General features: G+C 73.2%; 10 protein-coding genes. All 10 read right to left on the bottom strand.

What is annotated here, in order from left to right; translation table 11 throughout:
• Positions 1-219: 219 nt before the first annotated feature.
• The 10 genes from IEZ17_RS02225 to glgX all read right to left on the bottom strand — a co-directional run bounded on the left by IEZ17_RS02225 (position 220) and on the right by glgX (position 20,850).
• Positions 220-1,683, bottom strand: coding sequence for a maltokinase N-terminal cap-like domain-containing protein (locus tag IEZ17_RS02225; RefSeq protein WP_189295730.1), 1,464 nt, complete (start codon positions 1,681-1,683; stop codon positions 220-222).
• A 403-nt stretch (positions 1,684-2,086) separates the two neighbouring features.
• The gene (gene treS / locus IEZ17_RS02230; protein ID WP_189295732.1) at positions 2,087-3,805 is read right to left on the bottom strand and encodes a maltose alpha-D-glucosyltransferase; all 1,719 of its coding nucleotides are present in this window, start codon (positions 3,803-3,805) and stop codon (positions 2,087-2,089) included.
• Complete coding sequence (locus IEZ17_RS02235; RefSeq protein WP_189295735.1) at positions 3,802-5,805, bottom strand: alpha-1,4-glucan--maltose-1-phosphate maltosyltransferase; 2,004 nt, start codon at positions 5,803-5,805, stop codon at positions 3,802-3,804. Before IEZ17_RS02235 ends, treS begins: the two co-directional genes overlap by 4 nt.
• 678 nt (positions 5,806-6,483) lie before the next feature.
• Positions 6,484-8,118 (bottom strand): M4 family metallopeptidase, encoded by a 1,635-nt coding sequence (locus tag IEZ17_RS02240; protein ID WP_189295737.1) that lies wholly within the window; start codon positions 8,116-8,118, stop codon positions 6,484-6,486.
• Between the two features lie 278 nt (positions 8,119-8,396).
• Complete coding sequence (locus IEZ17_RS02245) at positions 8,397-10,436, bottom strand: M4 family metallopeptidase (RefSeq protein ID WP_229851690.1); 2,040 nt, start codon at positions 10,434-10,436, stop codon at positions 8,397-8,399.
• Between the two features lie 333 nt (positions 10,437-10,769).
• Positions 10,770-12,707: an ABC transporter ATP-binding protein gene (locus IEZ17_RS02250; RefSeq protein WP_189295739.1), complete on the bottom strand. Its 1,938-nt coding sequence runs from the start codon at positions 12,705-12,707 to the stop codon at positions 10,770-10,772.
• Entirely contained in the window at positions 12,704-14,530 is a 1,827-nt protein-coding gene (locus tag IEZ17_RS02255) for an ABC transporter transmembrane domain-containing protein (protein WP_189295741.1), read from the bottom strand. Before IEZ17_RS02255 ends, IEZ17_RS02250 begins: the two co-directional genes overlap by 4 nt.
• On the bottom strand, positions 14,527-16,422 hold the full coding sequence (locus IEZ17_RS02260; RefSeq protein ID WP_189295743.1) for an ABC transporter ATP-binding protein: 1,896 nt from the start codon (positions 16,420-16,422) through the stop codon (positions 14,527-14,529). Before IEZ17_RS02260 ends, IEZ17_RS02255 begins: the two co-directional genes overlap by 4 nt.
• Entirely contained in the window at positions 16,419-18,515 is a 2,097-nt protein-coding gene (locus tag IEZ17_RS02265) for an ABC transporter ATP-binding protein (protein ID WP_189295745.1), read from the bottom strand. Before IEZ17_RS02265 ends, IEZ17_RS02260 begins: the two co-directional genes overlap by 4 nt.
• Before the next feature lie 85 nt (positions 18,516-18,600).
• Positions 18,601-20,850, bottom strand: coding sequence for a glycogen debranching protein GlgX (gene glgX, locus IEZ17_RS02270; protein ID WP_189296211.1), 2,250 nt, complete (start codon positions 20,848-20,850; stop codon positions 18,601-18,603).
• Positions 20,851-20,975: the final 125 nt, after the last annotated feature.

Genomic DNA, 20,975 nt, shown 5'->3' on the forward strand with positions numbered 1-20,975 from the left:
CGCCCGCCGGCGGCCGGGGCGGCGGCCGGGGTGGCGGACCGGGCGGCGGACCGGGCGGCGGGGCTCGGCGGCGGGGGGCCTCCCGGACGGAGCCCCGGGGGGAGTCCGTCAGGGGCGGTGGTGGCGGGTGACGGGCGGGCGGTCACGAGAGGGCCTCCTAGGGGCGGGGTTCGGTCGGTGCCTGGCGGGCGGGCGGCGGGTCCGGCGTACGGGCGCGGGTCAGCCGGCCGCGCCCGGCTCCCCGCAGGCCGCCAGCCTGCGGATCGCCGCCATCGGCACGGACAGCCAGTCGGGCCGGTGCCGCGCCTCGTACAGCACCTCGTAGACGGCCTTGTCCGTCTCGTAGGCGCGCATCAGTTCCGGGGCGGAGCGCGGGTCCAGGCCGCCGGCCTCCGCATAGCCCAGGCAGTAGGCGGCGCGGGTGCGGCGGGCCCAGTCCAGCGCCCAGGGGTCGCCGCCCGCCGGTCCGCTGCGGGCCGCGTAGTCGAAGGAGCGGAGCATCGCCGCCACATCGCGGACGGCCGGCTGCGGGCGGCGCCGCTCGGCCAGCGGCCGGGCCGGTTCGCCCTCGAAGTCGATCAGCGACCAGTGGCCTCCCTCGGCCGAGCGCAGCGTCTGGCCCAGGTGGAGGTCGCCGTGGATGCGCTGGGCGGCCCAGCTGCGGCCGTCGTGGCCGACCGCGGCGAGCGCGTCGAAGGCGGTGCGCAGCCGTCCGCGGTAGGGCTGGAGCACCGGCACGGCGCGCGCGGTGGCCTCCAGCCGCTCGTGCATCTGGGCGGCGATCACATCCAGCTGCGGGCGGCGCAGTTCGGTGGTGGGGAGGGTCTGGGCGAGCGCGGTGTGCACCTCGGCGGTGGCATGGCCGAGGGCCCGTGCCGACCCGGTGAAGTCGGCGCGCACCGCGAGCGCGTTGAGGGCCAGCTGCCAGCCGTCCGCCGAACCGGGCAGGAACGGCTGGAGGACGCCCAGCGTGGTCGCCTCGCCGCTCTCCTCGGGCGTCGCCGCCTCGAACCAGGCGGCGGGGGCCGGGACCCGGGCGCACTTGGCGCCGGCCAGCGCGCGCGGCAGCTCCAGGTCCGGATTGATACCGGGCTCGATCCGCCGGAGGACCTTCAGGATGAACGTATCTCCATAGACGATGGAGGAGTTGGACTGCTCGACGGCGATCGGCCGGGCGGACAGCCCGGAGGGGATCTCGGTGTCCGGTTCCCGGCAGAAGCGCAGCGCCCCGATCCGGCCGGGGACCCGCAGCCGCTCCAGCAGCAGCCCGCAGAGCCGGTTGTCGAGCAGCGCGTCGTAGACGGTACGGCCGCGCAGCGGGCCGCCGGCCGGGCGGCCGATCACCGCGGGCGCCAGCTTCGGCGGCGGCGCGGGATGGGTGCCCAGCAGCAGCTGGTAGCAGTCCCCGCCGGCCGGCGCGCGGCCGGGCGGGGCGCTCTGCTGGGCGCGGATCAGCAGCTGCACCAGGCCCGGTGTGCCGCCGCCGTCGCCGTGGGACGGCAGCAGTTCGGTCGCCGAGACCAGCGTGAAGCCGGTGATCAGCCGTCCCTTCCCGGCGAACCAGCGCTGGCGGGGCACCCACTCGGCGAGCAGCGGTGCCAGTGAGGAGAGCAGGTCGGGGGCGGTGACGAGCGGGCGGTCAGGGATGTTTCGGGTGGCACGGGTCGAGGCGGTGTCCGACATGGCGTCGCGTCCTTTCCCCGGGCACACGACAGACAGGGCAAAGTGTCCCGGAATGCGGCCTTCACTGAGCGGCGGTATGGGACGTGTCGGGCGAGATCGTCCGTACGCGCGCGCGTTTTCGGCGTTTCTCGGCGTTCGCTTTGCTGCGCGGCGGTTCCCGTCCCCGAGCCCTGACGAGCAGGGGGACCCCCACCCGGGCCGGGGGGACCGTCCATGGCCCTCCTGGCCCGTGCGGTAGTAGGGAGGTTGCCCGACCGGAAGGTCAGAAAACGCCCGCACGCGACGGCACGTCGCGTACGGGCGAGGTGTCGGGGCCCGTGCGCGGTGGGGCGCGCGGCCCGGGGCCTGTTGTCGCGCTCCCGGCCCGCCCTTCGGGCGGACGACGGGAGTTCGACGACAGGACCTAGGCGGGGTTTCTGCGCAGCCGGAACCAGTAGAAGCCGTGGCCCGCGAGGGTCAGCAGGTACGGCAGCTGGCCGATGGCGGGGAAGCGCACGCCGCCGATGAGTTCCACCGGATGGCGGCCACTGAAGGACTGGAGGTCCAGCTCCGTCGGCTGCGCGAAGCGCGAGAAGTTGTGCACGCACAGGACCAGGTCGTCGTCCGCGCCGTTGCTGCCCGGCGCCTCCCGCAGGAACGCCAGCACCGCGGGGTTCGAGGAGGGCAGTTCGGTGTAGCTGCCGAGCCCGAACGCCGGGTTCTGCTTGCGGATCTCGATCATCCGGCGGGTCCAGTGCAGCAGCGACGAGGGCGAGCTCATCGCGGCCTCGACGTTGGTGACCTGGTAGCCGTAGACGGGATCCATGATGGTCGGCAGGAACAGCCGGCCCGGGTCGGACGAGGAGAATCCGGCGTTGCGGTCCGGCGTCCACTGCATCGGCGTGCGCACCGCGTCCCGGTCGCCGAGCCAGATGTTGTCGCCCATCCCGATCTCGTCGCCGTAGTAGAGGATCGGCGAGCCGGGCAGCGAGAGCAGCAGCGCGGTGAAGAGCTCGATCTGGTTGCGGTCGTTGTCCAGCAGCGGGGCGAGCCGGCGGCGGATGCCGATGTTGGCGCGCATACGCGGGTCCTTCGCGTATTCCGCGTACATGTAGTCGCGCTCTTCGTCCGTGACCATTTCGAGGGTCAGCTCGTCGTGGTTGCGCAGGAAGACGCCCCACTGGCAGCCGGAGGGGATCGCCGGGGTCTTGGCGAGGATTTCCGACACCGGGTAGCGGGATTCACGGCGTACCGCCATGAAGATGCGCGGCATGACCGGGAAGTGAAAGGCCATATGGCATTCGTCGCCGCCGACCGCGTAGTCGCCGAAGTAGTCGACGACGTCCTCCGGCCACTGGTTGGCCTCGGCCAGCAGCACGGTGTCCGGGTAGTGCGCGTCGATCTCCGCGCGGACCCGCTTGAGGAAGGCGTGCGAGGCGGGCAGGTTCTCGCAGTTGGTGCCCTCCTCGGCGTAGAGGTACGGCACCGCGTCCAGCCGGAAGCCGTCGATCCCCAGGTCGAGCCAGAACCGCAGGGCGGAGATCATCTCCTCCTGGACCGCCGGGTTCTCGTAGTTGAGATCGGGCTGGTGGGAGAAGAACCGGTGCCAGTAGTACTGCTTGCGGACCGGGTCGAAGGTCCAGTTGGAGGCTTCGGTGTCGACGAAGATGATCCGGGCGTCGGCGTACTGCTTGTCGTCGTCCGCCCAGACGTAGTAGTCGCCGTACGGGCCTTCCGGATCGGTGCGGGACTCCTGGAACCACGGGTGCTGATCGCTGGTGTGGTTCATCACCATGTCGATGATGACCCGCATTCCGCGGTGGTGCGCGGCGTCCACGAATTCCACGAAGTCGGCCAGGTCGCCGAATTCGGGGAGTACCGCGGTGTAGTCGGAGACGTCGTAGCCGCCGTCCCGCAGCGGGGATTTGAAGAATGGCGGCAGCCAGAGACAGTCCACCCCCAGCCATTGCAGATAGTCCAGCTTGGCCGTGATGCCTTTGAGGTCCCCGATACCGTCGCCGTTGCTGTCCTGGAACGAGCGCACCAGGACCTCGTAGAAGACGGCCCGTTTGAACCATCCGGGATCCCGGTCCTTTTCCGGGGTGTCTTCGAACGTGTCGGGAACAGGCTCATTGACGATCAATTGGGTGACCCTCCGATCGGTGAGGACGGTCGCAGTGACAGCACATGAGCGGGCGCGGCCGAGCTGCCGGGCTCCAGGCGCACATAGTTGTCCCTGCCCCAGTGGTAGGTGTCGCCGGTGAGCTCGTCGCGCACCGGGAAGGAATCGTGCCGGCCGAGGCCGAGTTCCGGCATGTCCAACGACACCGTTGCCTCGTGGGTGTGGTGCGGGTCGAGGTTGACCACTGTGAGCACCGTGTCGGCTCCCTCGCCGTGCCCCTCGCGCTTGGAGTAGGCGATGACGGCGTCGTTGTCGACCTGGTGGAAGTGCAGGTTGCGCAGCTGCTGGAGTGCGGGATGCCGGCGGCGGACGCGGTTGAGGGCGGTGATGAGCGGGGCGATGGTACGCCCCTCGCGGGCGGCGGTATCCCAGTCGCGGGGCCTGAGTTGGTACTTCTCGGAGTCGAGGTACTCCTCGCTGCCGCGCCGCAGCGCGGTCGCCTCGCACAGCTCGTACCCCGCGTAGACGCCCCATGTCGGGGAGAGGGTGGCGGCCAGTACGGCGCGCACCTCGAAGGCCGCCCGGCCGCCCTCCTGGAGGTAGGCGTTCAGGATGTCGGGGGTGTTCACGAAGAAGTTGGGCCGCAGGTAGCCGGCGCTCTCGCCGCTCAGCTCGGTGAGGTACTCGGTCAGCTCCTGCTTGGTGTTGCGCCAGGTGAAGTAGGTGTACGACTGGTGGAAGCCGATCTGGGCGAGGGTGTGCAGCATCGCGGGGCGGGTGAACGCCTCGGCCAGGAACAGCACGTCCGGGTCGGTGCGGTTGATGTCGCTGATGACCTTCTCCCAGAACGCCACCGGCTTGGTGTGCGGATTGTCCACCCGGAAGATCCGGACGCCCTTGGCCATCCAGAAGCGCAGCAGCCGCTCGGTCTCGCGCACCAGCCCGCGGAAGTCGGCGTCGAAGGCGATCGGGTAGATGTCCTGGTACTTCTTCGGCGGGTTCTCCGCGTAGGCGATGGTGCCGTCGGAGCGGTGGTGGAACCACTGGGGGTGCAGGGTGACCCAGGGGTGGTCCGGGGAGCACTGGAGGGCGAAGTCCAGCGCCACCTCCATCCGCAGGTCGCGGGCGGCCGTCACGAAGTGGTCGAAGTCCTCGAAGGTGCCCAGGTCGGGGTGGAGCGCGTCATGGCCGCCGGCCGGCGAGCCGATGGCCCAGGGGGAGCCGACATCGTCCGGGCCCGCGGACAGCGCGTTGTTGGGGCCCTTGCGGAAGGACGTGCCGATGGGGTGGACCGGCGGGAGGTAGACCACGTCGAAGCCCATCGCGGCGACCGCCGGCAGCCGCTCGGCGGCGGTGCGCAGGGTGCCGCCGACGCCGGTGCCCTCCGGTCCGACGACGGCGCCCTCGGAGCGCGGGAAGAGCTCGTACCAGGAGCCGTACAGGGCTCTGCGGCGCTCGACGACGAGCGGCATCGGGCGGGAGACGGTGAGCAGTTCGCGCAGCGGATGGCGGTCCAGGGCCTCGACGACCTGCGGGGCGAGCGCGGTGGCGAGCCGGGTGGCGGCCGGCAGGCCGGTGTCGCGCAGCGCGTCGACGGCGGCGAGGACGGACTCCCGGCCGTCGCTCTTGGGGACCTCGGCGGCGGCCCGTTCGTGCAGCCCGGCGCCCTCGGCGAGCACCAGCTCGGTGTCGATGCCGGCCGGGATCTTGACCGCGGCGTGCTTGCGCCAGGTGGCGACCGGGTCGGACCACGCCTCCACGGTGAACGTCCAGCGCCCCTCGATCCCCGGCGTGACCTCGGCGGTCCACCGGTCGGTGCCCGGTGCCCGCTCCCGCATCGGGGTCCAGGGGCCGCAGCGGCCCGCGGGGTTGCGCAGCACCACATTCGCGGCGACCGCGTCGTGCCCTTCGCGGAAGACGGTGGCCGATACCTCGAAGGTCTCGTCCACCACCGCCTTCGCCGGGCGACGCCCGCAGTCGATCTGCGGGCGGATGTCCAGAACAGGGATGCGACCGATCATGGGCTCACCTGGGGCTTGTGATGCTTTGTGGGGTTTTGTCCTTTGTATCCGCTCCACGGTAGGAGGACGGGGTGCGGGCATGGGCGCTCCTGTCCGCTTTCACTCTGCTGGCGGATGGCACGGCGGACCGGATCGGGCCCTGCGGATCGTGTGCGAGGAACGGTGTACGCGGTGAGCCTTCCCGCGCGCGGTGGCCGGGAAATCAGCCGGAACGTGAACTACTGATACGTAACCGCTCACGCCCCGCGATCCGGCGGGCAGGGCCCGGCGCCCTGGCGGGCGGCGGTGGCTCGGTGCTGCCACGGTCGGCGTTCGCCTCCTCAACTCGGTCTGATCACAGCGGAGTTGCGGTGTGCGGAAGTCCGTTGCCGCGCCGGGGCCCGTCGGCGCCACCACCGCAGCCTCTCGCCGCGGAGGGGTCCGTACAAGAGCGCGTGAGGGGGTGGAATCGGCCATATCGACGGACCGGGCGGTAGCGGCGGGGTGACATGCGGGCGGGGCGGTGTCCGGAAGTGTTTCCGGACACCGCCCCGCTCTTGGGGTGAGGTCACCCCGGTGCGATCGGCGCACGGTCGGGAGTACACCCAACCGGCCGTGACGCGGCCTGATTTGACGTTACATCAGCAGGCGGCTTCGCTTCGTTTGCTTGGTTTGCTCAGCTTGCTCAGCCTGTTCGGCTCACTTGACGTTGACGCCGGTCCAGGCCGACTCGACGCCCTTGACCTCGGCGCTGTTCGCGCCGTAGAGGTCGGTGGCGGCCTTGACGGTCGCCTCGCGGGCGGCCTTGTAGTCGGTGGTCGAGGTCATGTAGGTGGTCAGCGCCTTGAACCAGATCTTCTCGGCCTTATCGCGGCCGATGCCGGTGACCTTGGAGCCGTCGGCGGTCGGGCTGTCGTAGTGGTCGCCGTTGGCGTCCTTCGGGCCGCTGCCCTCGGACAGCAGGTAGAAGAAGTGGTTGGCGATGCCGGAGGAGTAGTGGACGTCGACGTTGCCGGCGTCGGCGCTCCAGTTGTCCAGCGACTGGCCGTCCTTGCTGGGCTTGTCCATGTAGCGCAGCGGCTTGCCGTCGCCGTTGATGTCGATCTTCTTGCCGATGAAGTAGCTGCCCGGCTCGGCGGGGTTCTTGGCGTAGAACGCGACGGAGGCGCCGAAGATGTCCGAGGTGGCCTCGTTCAGGCCGCCGGACTCGCCGCTGTACTCCAGCTTCGCGGTGGCCGCGGTGACGCCGTGCGACATCTCGTGGCCGGCCACGTCCAGTGCGGTCAGCGGCTTCTTGTTGCCCTGGCCGTCGCCGTACGTCATGCAGAAGCAGCCGTCGTCCCAGAAGGCGTTGACGTAGTTCTGGCCGTAGTGGACCCGGGAGGTCGCGCCCTTGCCGTCGCCCTTGATGCCGCTGCGGCCGTGCACGTTCTTGTAGTAGTCCCAGGTCTCCTGGGCGCCGTAGGCGGCGTCGACGGCGGCGGTCTGCGGGTTGTCCGGCTTGCCGTCGCCCCACGTGTCGGTGGAGTTGGTGAAGAGCTTGCCGTTGCCGCTCTCGCTGCCGCCCAGGTCGAACGTCTGGTGGCCGCCGCGGCTGTCGTCGGTCAGCTCGTAGCCGTTGCCGCCCTTCTTGCTGGCGACGTCGACCTTGCCGGCGTACTCGCTGTTGCCGACGCCGTTCTCGATGCCCTGGTACTGGAAGAGCTTCTTGCCGGTGTTGGCGTCGGTGATGACGTGGAGCTGGTTGGGGGTGCCGTCCTTCTGGAGGCCGCCGACCACGGTCTCGTACGCCAGCACCGGGGTGCCCTTGGCGGCCCAGATCACCTTGCGCGGCGTCTGCGCGTCGGCCTTCTTGGCGCCGATGGACTGGGTGGCGGTCGACTCGGCGGCGAGCGCGGCCGTCTTCGGGGCGATCTTCGCCGTGGTGGAGGCCACCGCGATGGCGGACCGGGACGCCTTGGTGGTGCTCTTGATCGCGCCGCCCTTGGCGGTGTGCACCACCAAGTCGCCGCCCAGGACCGGCAGTCCGGCGTAGGTGCGGTCGTAGCGGGTGTGCGTGGTGCCGTCGGCGTCCTTGATGACGTCCCTGACGACCAGCTTCTCCTGCGAGCCGAGGCCGAGTGCCTTCGCGGTCTGCGCGCGGGCGGCACCGGCGTCGCGGAGCAGTTCCGCGCGGTGCGAGGCGCTCAGCTTGAGCGGGGAGCCGCCCTGGGCGGCGGCGGTGGGGGCAGGGGAGGCGCCGGCGGTACCGGCGGTGATGCCGGCGGCGAGCAGGGCCGCCGCGGCGAAAGCGGTTCCGGCCACACGGGTCTTACGGGATATGCGGGGGGTCACGCGTGCTCCTTCAACTTTGCCAAACGGTGGGGGTGCAAAGCGATGCATGCGTCCGGAAGACTGCCAGCTGAACGCGTGCATGTCAGGAGGCCGTTAAGAGGTTGTCCGAAACTCGTCCGTAGAGAGGTATGCGCCGTCCGCATAACGGAGTGGGGCGCCGCCCCCGGAGGGCCGGGAACGGCGCCCAATTTGCCCGCATAGAGGGCGAGTTGCCGGAATGTGTGAAGTGCCGTGCCGCCTATGTCACATACAGGTGGCGGTCAGATGGCCACGCACCGTCAGAACGTCAGCTTCCAGCCGTTGAGGGTGCCGGTGTCGCCGGAGTAGACGTCCCGGACCCGCAGCTTCCAGGTGCCGCTCGCCGGCTTCGCGGAGGCGTTGACGGTGTAGGTCGCCTTCACGTCGGCGGCCGAGTCCCGGGAGCTTGCGTTCTTCAGCCGGTAGGCCGTGCCGTCCGGGGCGATCAGGTCGATGACCAGGTCGCCGCGGTAGGAGTGGGTGATGTCCACCCCTACCTTCAGGGCGCTCGGGGCGTTGCCGCTGCGGTTGACGGAGATCGGCGAGGTGACCGCCGGGCCCGCGTCCGGGATCGCCACCTTGGTGGTGCTCTGGAAGACCGTGCCGCCGCCGCCCGAGACGCGGGAGCCGACGTTGACCGCCGCCCAGGTGTCGGCGACCGTGTTGTACGTGGCGCTGCCCTGGCCGAAGAGGTCGGCCGCGGCCTGGAGGGTGGCGGTGCGGGCGCCCGCGTAGTCGGTGTTGGCGTTCATGTACTGGCTGAGCGCCTTGAACCACACCTGCTCCGCGTTGGCCCGGCCGATGCCCGGTACCGGCAGGTTGTCGTAGGTCGGGCTGTCGTAGTGGACGCCGTTGATGTCCTTCGGACCGCTGCCCTCGGACAGCAGGTAGAAGTAGTGGTTGGCGACGCCGGAGGAGTAGTGGACGTCGAGGTTGCCGACGTCGCTCGACCAGTAGTCGGCCGAGGAGCCGTCCTTGGACGGCTTGTCCATGTAGCGCAGCGGGGTGCCGTCGCCGTTGATGTCGATCTTCTCGCCGATGAGGTAGTTGCCGGGGTTGGCCGGGTTGTTGGCGTAGAACTCGACGGCGGTGCCGAAGATGTCGGAGGTCGCCTCGTTGAGACCGCCGGACTCGCCGCTGTAGTTCAGGGCCGCGGTAGCCGCGGTGACGCCGTGCGTCATCTCGTGGCCGGCCACGTCCAGTGCGGTCAGCGGCTTCTGGTTGCCCTGGCCGTCGCCGTACGTCATGCAGAAGCAGCCGTCGTCCCAGAAGGCGTTGACGTAGCTGTCGCCGTAGTGGACGCGGGAGTAGGCGCCGACGCCGTCGCCCCGGATGCCGGTGCGGCCGTGCACGTTCTTGTAGTAGTCCCAGGTCTCCTGGGCGCCGTAGGCGGCGTCGACCCCGGCGGTCTCGGCGTTCTGCGCGGTGCCGTCGCCCCAGGTGTCGGTGGAGTTGGTGAAGAGCGAACCGGTCCCGGACGAGCCGTGGTTGAGGTCGTAGGTCTTGTGGCTGCCGCGGGTGGGGTCGGTCATCGTGAAGTTCGGCGCCGAGCCCGAGGTCCCGATGGTGACCTGGCCGCTGTACTCGCTGTTGCCGACGCCGTTCTCGATGCCCTGGTACTGGAAGAGCCTCTTGCCGGAGTCGGCGTCGGTGACGACGTGCAGCTGGTTGGGGGTGCCGTCGTCCTGGAGGCCGCCGACCACCGTCTCGTACGCCAGCCGCGGGGTGCCGTCGGCCGCCCAGACCACCTTGCGCGGAGCCTTGGCCGCCGCCGTCTTCTTCGAACCGCGGGCCTGCGCCGCCTTGACGGCCGTTGCCTCGGCGGCGGCCGGAGCCACCTTGGCGGTGGTGCCCGCGAGCGTGAGCTGCGCGCGGACGGCCTTGGTGACGCCCTTGAGCGCACCGCTCCTGGTCTGGTGCACCACGAGGTCGCCGCCGAGGACCGGCAGGCCCTGGTAGGTGCGCTCGTAGCGGGTGTGCAGGGTGCCGTCGGCATCCTTCTCGACGTCCTTGACGACCAGCTTCTCCTGGGCGCCGAGCCGCAGTTGCCGGGCGGTGGCCGCGGTGGTGGCGGTGGCCTTCCGTATCAGCTCCGCACGCTGGGACGGGGAGAGCTTGGCCGGCAACGCACCGGCGAACGGCGTGGCGTGCACGGTGCCCGTACGTGCCGCGGCGCCGGGCTGGGCCGCCGCTCCGGTGCCGGCCTGTGCGCCGACGGCCAGCAGCGCGGTGGCCGCCACGAGCGCGCCGGCGGCGGTGGTGCGTCTGCGGGGGGTCAAGGCATGGGGGGTGCGTCTCACACTGACTCCTTCTGCGGGGCCACCGGACCCAAGGGGGCGGCGGCTGAGGGGGACCGGGCGGCGAGGGCCGTCCGGGCAGAGCGAGGCAGAACTCGTGGAGCGTGTGGGGGGAACGAGCGGGTGGTGCGAACGAGGCGACCGCCCGGGATGGCGATGTGGGGGATCCCGTGCGGTGGTTGCCGGGAAGAGTCCCACCGCCACCGTGTGATTGTCAGGTGCCGTTCAACTAATTGGCCGGAAAACGTCCGTTGGGCGAAATCGGTGTCCGGAAGCCGGACGTTCCGGCCACGGCAACCGCCGGTCCGCGCAGCCGGCCCCGCGGACCGGTGCACGTCACGGGCGGTGCCGGTCGCCGTGCCGGGAGTGGTCGCCGTGCCAGGAGTGCCACAGGGCCGCATAGGCGCCGCCGGCCGCCACCAGCTCGTCATGGGGGCCCAGTTCGGTCAGCCGGCCGGCCTCCATCACCGCCACCCGGTCCGCGTCGTGCGCGGTGTGCAGACGGTGCGCGATGGCGATGACCGTACGGCCCTTGAGGACGGCGGCCAGCGCGCGCTCCGTATGGCGGGCGGTACGCGGATCCAGCAGCGCCGTCGCCTCGTCCAGGATCAGCGTGTGCGGATCGGCCAGCACCACGCGCGCCAGGGCCAGTTGCTGGGACTGCGAGCCGTCCGGGCGGTAGCCGCCCGCGCCCAGCTCGGTGTCCAGGCCGTCCGGCAGCTCGGCAGCCCAGTCGGCCCCCACCGCGGCCAGCGCGGCGCGCAGCGCGCCGTCCGCGGCATCCGGCGCGGCGATCCGCAGATTGTCCCGGACGGTGCCCAGGAAGACATGGTGCTCCTGGGTGACCAGGACGACCTGGCGGCGCAGCACCTCGGGATCCAGCCCGGCGACCGGCACCCCGCCGACGGTCACGGAGCCCCGGCGCGGCGCGTCGACACCGGCGAGCAGCCGCCCCAGGGTGGACTTCCCGGCGCCGGACGGACCGACCACGGCGATCCGCTCGCCGGGGCGGACGGTGAGGGTGACGCCCCGCAGCACATCGGCGGGGGCGGGAGCGCCCCCGGCCCCGCCGCCGGAGCCCGCCGCCGGCCCGGTCGTGCCCCCGGCCCCCGGCGCGGTCCCGTAGGCGTAGTGGACGCCGGTGACGTCGATGCGGTCGTCCGCCGGGACGGGGGAGGCGAGGGCCGGCTCCGGGGGGCGCGGCGCGCTGCCCAGGCCCTCCACGCGGGCGAACGCGGCGGTGCTGGACTGGAGTTGCTCGACCCAGAGCAGGATCGTGTCCAGCGGCCCCGACAGCTGCCGCAGATACATCGCCGCGGAGACCACCACCCCCAGGCTCATCGCGCCCCGCCCGTGCAGCGCCCCGCCGACCAGCAGCACCGCCACCACCGGGAGCACATACGAGACGTCCACCGCGGGGAAGAACACGCTGCGCAGGAACAGGGTGCGGAGACGGGTACGGCGGAAGCGGGCGATCGCCGCCTCGGAGGCGGCGTGCCGGGCCTCCTGGAGGCTCAGCGCCTCGACCGTCCGGGCGCCCGTCGCGGTGGCCGCGAGCAGCTCGGCGAGCGCCGAACTGGCCGCTCCCTCCGCCAGATACGCGGCGCGCGCCCGGCGCAGATACCACCGGGTGGCGAACAGCGCGCCCAGCAGCGCCGCACCGCACGCCCCCAGCAGGGGATCGAGGACCAGCACCGCCCCGAGCACGAACAGCACCTGCACCGCCGCGATCAGCACCTCCGGCGCGGCATCCCGCAACGTCCGTGCGACGGAGGTGACATCGGTCGTACCGCGCGTCGTCAGATCGCCCGCACCGGCCCGCTCCACGGCCGCCGCCGGCAGCGCCAGCGCCCGCTCGACGAACTCCTCCCGGACCCGCAGCACCGTCCGCTCGCCGAACCGGTGCCCCGCGTACCGGGCGCAGCGGAACAGCAGCAGCTGCGCCACCGCGCACCCGAGGATGACCAGCGCCATCCGGTCCACCGCGGCCACCCCGCCGCCGGCCCGCACCGTGTCGACGATCCGGCCGAGCAGCCAGGGGGCGATCAGGCCGGCGCCGGCGGCGAGCCCGTTCAGCGCGAGGATCAGCGGGAAGGCGCGGCCGTCCCGGCGGACCAGCCGGGCGGCGGCGCGGCGGGTGGCGGCCGGACCGGCCACCGGCAGCGCACCGGGCGGCGGCGCCTCCTCGCCGTGCCCGCGCGACGGCCGTCCGGCTCGCCCGGCTCGCCCGGCTCGTACGGACCGCGAGGCCCGCTCGCCCTCGGCGGCGGTCATCGGGCCTCCTGGGGTGCGGGTGCGGGTGCGGGTGCGGGTGCGGGTGCGCTGCCGTGGGGCGGGGGGCGGCCGTCGGCGGGTACGACTCCGTCCGGCCCGGTCGCCTCGTCCTCCCCGCGCGACACCAGGCGCCGGTATCCCGGCTGCCCGTCGAGCAGTTCGCGATGGCTGCCCGCTGCTGCGACCCGCCCGCCGACCAGGTAGTACACCGTGTCCGCCCGGTCGAGCAGCAGCGGTGAGGTGGTGGTGACCACGGTCGTCCGGCGGCCCGCGCGGGCGGCGTGCAGCCGGGTCGCGACGGCCGCCTCGGTGTGCGCGTCGACCGCCGAGGTCGGTTCGACCGCGAGCAGGACCTCCGGGTCGGCCAGCAACGCCCGTACCAGGCGCAGCCGCTGCCGCTGGCCGCCAGAGAGGTCGCGGCCCTGCGCCGCCACCGGGGAGTCGAGCCCGTCCGGCAGCCCGCGGACGATGTCCCCGGCCAGCGCCGCCTCGACGGCCCGGTCGATCGCCTCCTGGTCGCGGTCCCGGCGGCCGGATATCACCTCGCGCAGGGTGCCCGCGAACAGGTCCGCCTCGTTGTCCGCGACCAGCACGCGGTCCCGCAGCCGCGCCGGGGCGATCTCGTCCAGCCGTACGGCGCCCCAGGTGGCCGCCGGATCCGCGAAGCCGCCGAGCCGGTCGACCACCGCCGCCGACTCGGCCGGGCGGGCGCTCGCCAGCGCGGTGAGCGACCCGGGCGTCACCACGACGCCGGAGGCCGGATCCCGCAGCAGGGACGGTACTTCGGGCGGGTCCCGGTACGCGCGGCCCGCCGGCCCGCCGCCCGCGCCGACCGCTGCGGCACCGCCGCCCCGGCCGTCCGGCGCCAGCTCCAGGAAGCGGACCACCCGGCGGGCGGCCACCAGGCCCCGGGCGAGGTCGTAGCCGCCCTCGATGAAGAACGACACCGGCACCACCAGCGCCGCCGTGTAGCCGTAGACGGCCACCAACTCGCCGATGGTCAGGGTGCCCTGGGCCGCCATACGGGCCGCGAGCCAGGTCACCGCGGCCAGGAACAGCGTCGGCAGGCCGACCCCGAGCGCCTGGACCCAGCTGGTCACCGCGCCGACCCGATAGCCCTCGGCCCGCAGCGCCCGTGCGTCGCGCCGGTAGCGGTCGGCGAACACCTCCTTGCCGCCGAGCCCGTTGAGCACCCGCAGCCCGCCGACCAGGTCCGTGAGCCGGGCCGCCAGCCCGCCCTCCCGCTCGCGGTAGCGCGCCTCGACGCCCTGGAGCCGGCCCAGCAGCGGCCCGACCAGCACCGCGAGCAGCGGCACGCCGAGCAGCAGCACCGCGGCCAGCAGCGGCGAGACGGACAGCAGGAGCGCGGCGACCACCGCATACGCCAGCACCGCGCCCAGCCCCGGCCCGGTCATCGTCAGCGTCTGGCTGATCACCGCGACGTCGCCGATCCCGATGGCGACGACCTCTCCGGCGGTCACCTCGCGGGGCAGCGCGGCGCCCAGCCGCAGGGTGTGCGCCACGACGACCCGCACCGTGCGCAACGACGCGTCCATCCGGATCCGGGTCATCGTGCGGTGGCGCATGATCCCCACGAAGGCGTTGAACACCCCGATGGCCAGCAGCACCGCCGTCCAGCCGAGCAGCGCTCCCGTGTGGCGCGGAGCCAGCCCCTCGTCAACGGCGCGCGAGAGCACATACGGTGGCAGCATCAGCCCCACCATCGACAGGCTCCCCAGCGTCGAGCCCGCCGCGACCCGCCGCCGCTGGCTGGTCACCAGCCACCACAGATAGCGCGCCGGACTCCGGTGGTCGGGCGTCATCCGACACTCTCCCGCCACGCCCGGTGCAGCTGTGCGAACCGGCCCCGGGCGGCGATCAGTTCGGCCGGGCTGCCGTCCTCGACGACCCGGCCGTCGGCCATCACCAGCACCCGGTCGGCGATCTCCACCGTCGACAGCCGGTGGGCGATCACCAGGGCCGTACGGCCGCGCAGCACCGTGCCCATGGCGCGCTGCACCGCCCGCTCGCCCGGGATGTCCAGCGAGCTGGTCGCCTCGTCCAGGATGAGGACGGCCGGGTCGGCGAGCAGCGCGCGGGCGAAGCCGACCAACTGCCGCTGGCCCGCGGAGATCCGGCCGCCGCGCTTGCGGACGTCGGTGTCGTAGCCGTCCGGGAGGGCGGCGATGAAGTCATGGGCGCCGATCGCCTTCGCGGCCCGCTCGACCTCCGCGCGGGTGGCGTCCGGGCGGCCGATGGTGATGTTGTCGGCGACCGTACCGGAGAACAGGAACGCCTCCTGGGTGACCATGACGACCTCCCGGCGCAGCTCGGCGCCGGCCAGCTCGCGCAGGTCGACGCCGTCCAGCAGGACCCGGCCCTCGGTGGGGTCGTGGAAGCGGGCCAGCAGCTTGGCCAGGGTGGACTTGCCGGCGCCGGTGGCTCCGACCACCGCCACGGTCGTGCCGGGCGCGAGCGCCAGGTCGAAGCGCGGCAGCACCTCACCGCCGGTCCGGTATGCGAACCGGACGCCGCGGAAGGCCACTTCACGGCCGGGCCGGGCGGGCGCCGCGGCCGGCAGCGCGCGCGGGGCGGCGGGCTCGGGCACGGTCGGCCGCTGGGCGAGCAGCCCGGCGATCTTCTCCAGCGAAGCCGCCGCCGACTGATAGTCGTTGAGGAACATCCCGAGCCGGTCGATGGGTTCGTACAGCCGGCGCAGATACAGCACCGAGGCGGCCAGCACACCGAGGGCCAGACCGCCGGTGGCGACGCGGTAGGCGCCCCACAGGACGATCGCGGCGACCGCGATGTTGGCCACCGCCCGGGAGCCGACGACATAGCGCGCCATCTCCAGGATCGCGTCGCCGTTGATCCGCAGATGACGGGCGTTCAGCCGGGCGAAGGCCGCGTCGTTCGCCCGCTCGCGGCGGAACGCCTGCACCGGGCGGATGCCGTTGACGGTCTCCGTGAACCGCACGATGACGGCCGCGATGGCGGTGGACCGCTTCCCGTACACCCGCTTCGAGCGGCGCTGGAAGGAGCGGACGAGGAATGCCAGCGGCACCGCGGAGACCAGCGCGGCGGCACCGAACCCCGGGTCCAGCCAGAGGAGGGTCGCGGTGATGTACACCGTCGAGAGGACGACCGTGACCAGCTCCTGGAGGCCCTCGTCGAGGAGTTCGCGCAGCGCCTCGACGTCGGTGGTGGCCCGGGAGATCAGCCGGCCGGACGTGTAGCGCTCGTGGAAGTCCAGGCTCAGCGACTGCGCGTGCCGGAAGATCCGGTCGCGCAGGTCGACCAGCACGTCCTGGCCGGCCCGGGCGGAGAGCCGGACGAAGGCGCACTGCAAGCCGCCGGCCGCCGTGGCGCACAGCGCCGCCGCCACCGCCACGGCGATCAGCGGGCCGCGGTCGCCCGCCCGCAGCGCCGGCACCGCGCGGTCGAGGGCGTAGGCGACCAGCAGCGGTCCGGCCTGCACGGCGGCCTGCTGGAGCAGCAGTACGAAGGCGGCGGCACGGATGCGTCCGCGGTGCGGCGCCAGTAAGGACCGCAGCAGCGCGCGCGAGGCGCCCTCGGGGGTGGGCAGCAGGTCCGTCGCGAAGGCGTCGGGGGCGGCCTCCGGGGGACGCCGCTGCCCGGAGGGGGCGGGGCGGCCGTGCCGCCCGCCGCAGCCGTCCGGGTCGTCGGCCGGCAGGCCGGTCGCCGTGGTCGTCATCGGGCGCTCTCCCCCTCGTGCGGTCCGGTGCCGGTGGTACGGGCGGGGCCGCGGCCGGCTCCGGCGTCCGGGCCGCTGCCATGGGCGGGACCCCCGTCGCCGGGCTCCGCCGCACCGGACATCAGCGCGGCGTACTCCGGGCTGTCCCGCAGGAGTTGGCGGTGGGTGCCCACGGCGGCTATCCGGCCGTCCGACAGCAGCGCCACCCGGTCGGCGAGCAGGACCGTGGACGGACGGTGCGCGACGACCAGCGCGGTGGTGGTCGCCAGGACGTTCCGCAGCGCCGCCTCCACCAGGGCTTCGGTGTGGACGTCGAGGGCGGAGAGCGGATCGTCCAGGACCAGGAAGCGCGGCCGGCCGACCACGGCGCGGGCCAGGGCCAGCCGCTGCCGCTGCCCACCGGACAGGCTCATCCCCTGCTCACCGACCTCGGTCGCGGCGCCCTGGGGGAGCGCGGCCACGAATCCGTCGGCTTGCGCCACCTCCAACGCCCGCCGCAGCGCGGCTTCTTGGTCCGCCTGGCGGGCGGTGGCGAGGCCGGTGCGGTCGGCGAGGACGTCGCGGTCGCCGTGCCCGTCCCCGGTGTCCCGGCCGTCCTCCGTGTCCCGGGCAGCCCGGGGGTGGTCCCGCTCGTCCTGCCTGCCGCTCCGGCCCGCCGCGCGGTCCGCGTCCGGGGTGCCCGCCGCGCCCATCAGGACGTTCTCCGCCGCGGTCGCCGAGAACAGCGTGGGCTCCTCGAAGGCCACCGCCACCAGCGCCCGCGCCTCGTCCCGGCTGAGCGTGGCCAGATCGCGGCCGTCCAGGGTGATCCGGCCCGCCGTGGGGTCGTACAGCCGCGGCACCAGCGCCGTCAGCGTGGTCTTCCCGCTGCCGGTCGCCCCGACCAGCGCCATCGTCTCCCCGGGCCGGATGTGCAGATCGACACCCCGGAGGGTGGCGGGGGTGTCCGGCGGCGCGTCCGGATACCGGAACCCGACCCCTTCGAAGACCAGGCCGCCCGCGGGCGGGGCACCGCCGGTCCGGCCGCCGCCGGCGTCCGCGGCCCGGTCCGGCGCCGCCGGGTCGTCCGCCAGGGGCGCGTCCAGCACCTCGAAACAGCGGTCGGCCGCCGTCGCCGCCGCACTGCTCATCGCCAGCAGGAAGCCGATCGAATCCACCGGCCAGCGCAGCGCCAGCGCGGTGGACAGGAAGGCGACGAGCGTCCCCGCGGACAACCGGCCGTCGGCGACCTGGACCGCCCCCAGCACCAGCGCGGTGCCCACCGCGAGCTCCGGGAGGAGGGTGTTGGCGCCCCAGACGACGGACAGCAGCCGGGCCTTGCGCAGCTCGGTCGCCCGGACCGACCGGATCAGCTCCCTGAAGGCGCGGGCCTGGCTGCGGTGCCGGCCGAAGCCCTTGATGATCCGGATGCCGAGGACCGACTCCTCGACGACCGTCGTCAGATCGCCCAGCTGGTCCTGCGCCCGGCGCGCGACCTGCGCGTACTTCGCCTGGAAGACCGAGCACATCACCGTCAGCGGCAGCACCGGCGCCAGCAGCACCAGCCCGAGCGACCAGCGCTGGGCCAGCAGGATCGCACAACCCACCACGATCGTCGCGCCGTTGACCAGAAGGAACGTCAGCGGGAAGACCAGGAACAGGCGCAGCAGTTGAAGATCCGTCGTGGCCCGGGAGAGCAACTGCCCCGATGCCCAGCGGTCGTGGAAGGCGACCGGCAGCCGCTGCACGCGGTGGTACAGCGCCTCGCGCATCGCCGCCTCCACCCCGGCCGTCGGCCGCGCCACCAGCCACCGCCGCAGCCCGAACAGGCCCGCCTCGGCAAGCCCGAGCAGCAGCAGGCAGCCGCCGCCCCACCACACCCCTCCGGTGTCGCCGGCCGCCACCGGCCCGTCCACCAGCCACTTGAGGACCAGCGGAATGACCACGCCGATGCACGACGCGACCACCGCCACGAACGCGGCGGTGAACAGCCGCGCCCGCACCGGCCGCACGAACGGCCACAGGCGCAACAGCGAGCGCACGGCGGAGTGTTGGGCCGGCGCGGCCGGGTGGGCCGGGTCGGTCCGGGGCGTCGTGTGCGCGGTGAGTGCCATCACTCGCGAGCGTACGGCGAGGCACTGACAGCGCTCATGCGGTTTTCCGGCATGCGGTGGTGCGGCAGCCGGCGGCGGGTCTCCGCTATCCGGGCACCACCCGGAACAGCAGCACCGTCCGCCCGGGCACGCTCACCTCGGCTCCCGCCGCGTACCGCACGGCCGAAGGCGCCCCGCCGGCTCCCGGACCGTCCGCGGTGTCCGCGTCCGCCCCGTCGGCCGAGGTGTCCACGACCAGCTCGTACGCGCCCGCCCACGGCGGCCCCGGCAGGGTCACCGCCCGCGGCTGCGCGCCGGCGTGCAGCACGGCCAGGAAACTGTCGTCGACGACCCGGACGCCGCGGTCGTCGCGCTGCGGGATGTCGTTGCCGGACAGGTACATGGCCAGGGTGGCGCCCGGTGCGTACCAGTCCGGTTCGGTCATCTCCGTGCCGTCCGCGCCGAACCAGGCCAGATCGCGCAGCCCGCCGTGCCGCTGCGGCCGGCCGGAGAAGAACGCCCGGCGGCGGAGCACCGGATGGGCGCGGCGCAGCGCGATCAGCCGGGCGGTGAGGGCGGCGAGGGCGCGCCAGTGGGGGTCGTCGAGGAGCGACCAGTCCAGCCAACTGGTGGGACCGTCCTGGCAGTAGGCGTTGTTGTTGCCGTGCTGGGTGCGGCCCAGCTCGTCGCCGGCGACCAGCATCGGGACCCCGGTCGACAGCAGCAGGGTGGTGAGCAGGTTGCGCAGCTGGCGGCGGCGCAGTGCGGTGATGCCCGGGTCGTCGGTCTCGCCCTCGGCGCCGCAGTTCCAGGACCTGTTGTCGTGGGTGCCGTCCCGGTTGTCCTCGCCGTTGTCCGCGTTGTGCTTCTGCTCGTAGGTGACCAGGTCGCGCAGGGTGAAGCCGTCGTGCGCGGTGATGAAGTTGACCGAGGCGTACGGGCGCCGGCCGCCCCAGGCGTACAGGTCGCTCGACCCGGAGAGCCGGTAGCCCAGGTCGCGGACGTCGTGCGTGCCGCCGCGCCAGAAGTCGCGGACGGTGTCGCGGTAGCGGTCGTTCCACTCCGTCCACAGGGGTGGGAAGGCGCCGACCTGATAGCCGCCGGAGCCCACGTCCCAGGGCTCGGCGATCAGCTTGACCCGGCGCAGTACCGGGTCCTGGGCGATCACCGCGAGGAACGGGGAGAGCATGTCGACGTCGTGCATGGAGCGCGCCAGCGCCGCCGCCAGGTCGAAGCGGAAGCCGTCCACCCCCATCTCGGTGACCCAGTAGCGCAGCGAATCGGTGATCAGCCGCAGCACGTTGGGCTGGACGACGTGCAGGGTGTTGCCGCAGCCGGTGTAGTCGGCGTAGCGGCGGGCGTCGCCCTGGAGGCGGTAGTAGCCGCGGTTGTCGATGCCCCGGAGGGAGAGCGTCGGGCCCAGTTCACCGGCCTCCGCGGTGTGGTTGTAGACGACGTCCAGGATCACCTCGATACCGGCGTCGTGCAGCGCCCGCACCATCCGCTGGAACTCGCCGACCTGCTGGCCCCGGGTGCCGGTGGCGGCGTACCGGGCGTGCGGCGCGAAATAGCCGATGGAGTTGTAGCCCCAGTAGTTGCGCAGCCCCCGGCGCACCAGATGGTCCTCGTGCGCGAACTGGTGGACGGGCAGCAGCTCGACGGCGGTGACGCCGAGCCGGGTCAGATGGTCCAGCGCGGCGGGGTGCGCCAGTCCCGCGTAGGTGCCGCGCAGCTCCTCCGGTATACCGGGGTGGCGCATCGTGAAGCCCCGGACGTGCAGCTCGTAGAGGACGGAATCCGGCCAGGGCGTCTTGGGCCGCCGGTCGTCCCGCCACGCGTCGCCGCCCTCGTCGTCGGTCACCACCACTCCCTTGGGGACGTACGGCGCCGAGTCGCGGTCGTCGCGCACGGTGTCGGCGTACTGCTGCTGCGGCCAGTCCCGGGCGTGCCCGTAGAGCTGAGCGGGCAGCGCGGGGCCGCCGGGGCCCGTTTCCGTGTACGTGCCGAAGTCGCCGTCCACGGCGCGGGCGTACGGGTCGAGCAGCAGCTTGGCCGGATTCCAGCGGGCGCCCGTCCAGGGGTCCCAGCGGCCGTGCACCCGGTAGCCGTAGCGCTGCCCGGGGCCGGCGCCGGGCAGGAAGCCGTGCCAGATCTCGTGGGTCAGCTCGGTGAGGGGATGGCGGGTCTCCTGCCCCTCGTCGTCGAAGAGGCAGAGCTCGACGGCCTCGGCACCGCCCGCCCACAGGGCGAAGTTGGTGCCCGCGACGCCGTCCGGCCCGGTGCGGCAGCGGGCCCCGAGGGGCGTCGGGCTGCCGGGGCGGACGTCCGCGGGTGCGGTGAGCGGTTGCCCCGCCATCGCCTCCTGCTCGGGTGCGCTGGACACTGCCGGCCTCCTGCGGCTCAGGGCTCGGTCGGGTGGCGGCCCCGAGCCTGGGGGCACCTCCCAGCGTCAGCTGGCGGAGTCCCGGCCGCGCGCGGGCC

The sequence above is a fragment of the Streptomyces albospinus genome (assembly GCF_014648695.1).
Classification (GTDB): Bacteria; Actinomycetota; Actinomycetes; order Streptomycetales; family Streptomycetaceae; genus Streptomyces; species Streptomyces albospinus.

Excerpts from the sequence above, each read along its gene's own strand:
- IEZ17_RS02225 (WP_189295730.1), bottom strand. The coding sequence starts at position 1,683 with ATGTCGGACACCGCCTCGACCCGTGCCACCCGAAACATCCCTGACCGC.
- IEZ17_RS02235 (WP_189295735.1), bottom strand. The coding sequence starts at position 5,805 with ATGATCGGTCGCATCCCTGTTCTGGACATCCGCCCGCAGATCGACTGC.
- IEZ17_RS02250 (WP_189295739.1), bottom strand. The coding sequence starts at position 12,707 with ATGACCGCCGCCGAGGGCGAGCGGGCCTCGCGGTCCGTACGAGCCGGG.
- IEZ17_RS02255 (WP_189295741.1), bottom strand. The coding sequence starts at position 14,530 with ATGACGCCCGACCACCGGAGTCCGGCGCGCTATCTGTGGTGGCTGGTG.
- IEZ17_RS02260 (WP_189295743.1), bottom strand. The coding sequence starts at position 16,422 with ATGACGACCACGGCGACCGGCCTGCCGGCCGACGACCCGGACGGCTGC.
- IEZ17_RS02265 (WP_189295745.1), bottom strand. The coding sequence starts at position 18,515 with ATGGCACTCACCGCGCACACGACGCCCCGGACCGACCCGGCCCACCCG.
- glgX (WP_189296211.1), bottom strand. The coding sequence starts at position 20,850 with ATGGCGGGGCAACCGCTCACCGCACCCGCGGACGTCCGCCCCGGCAGC.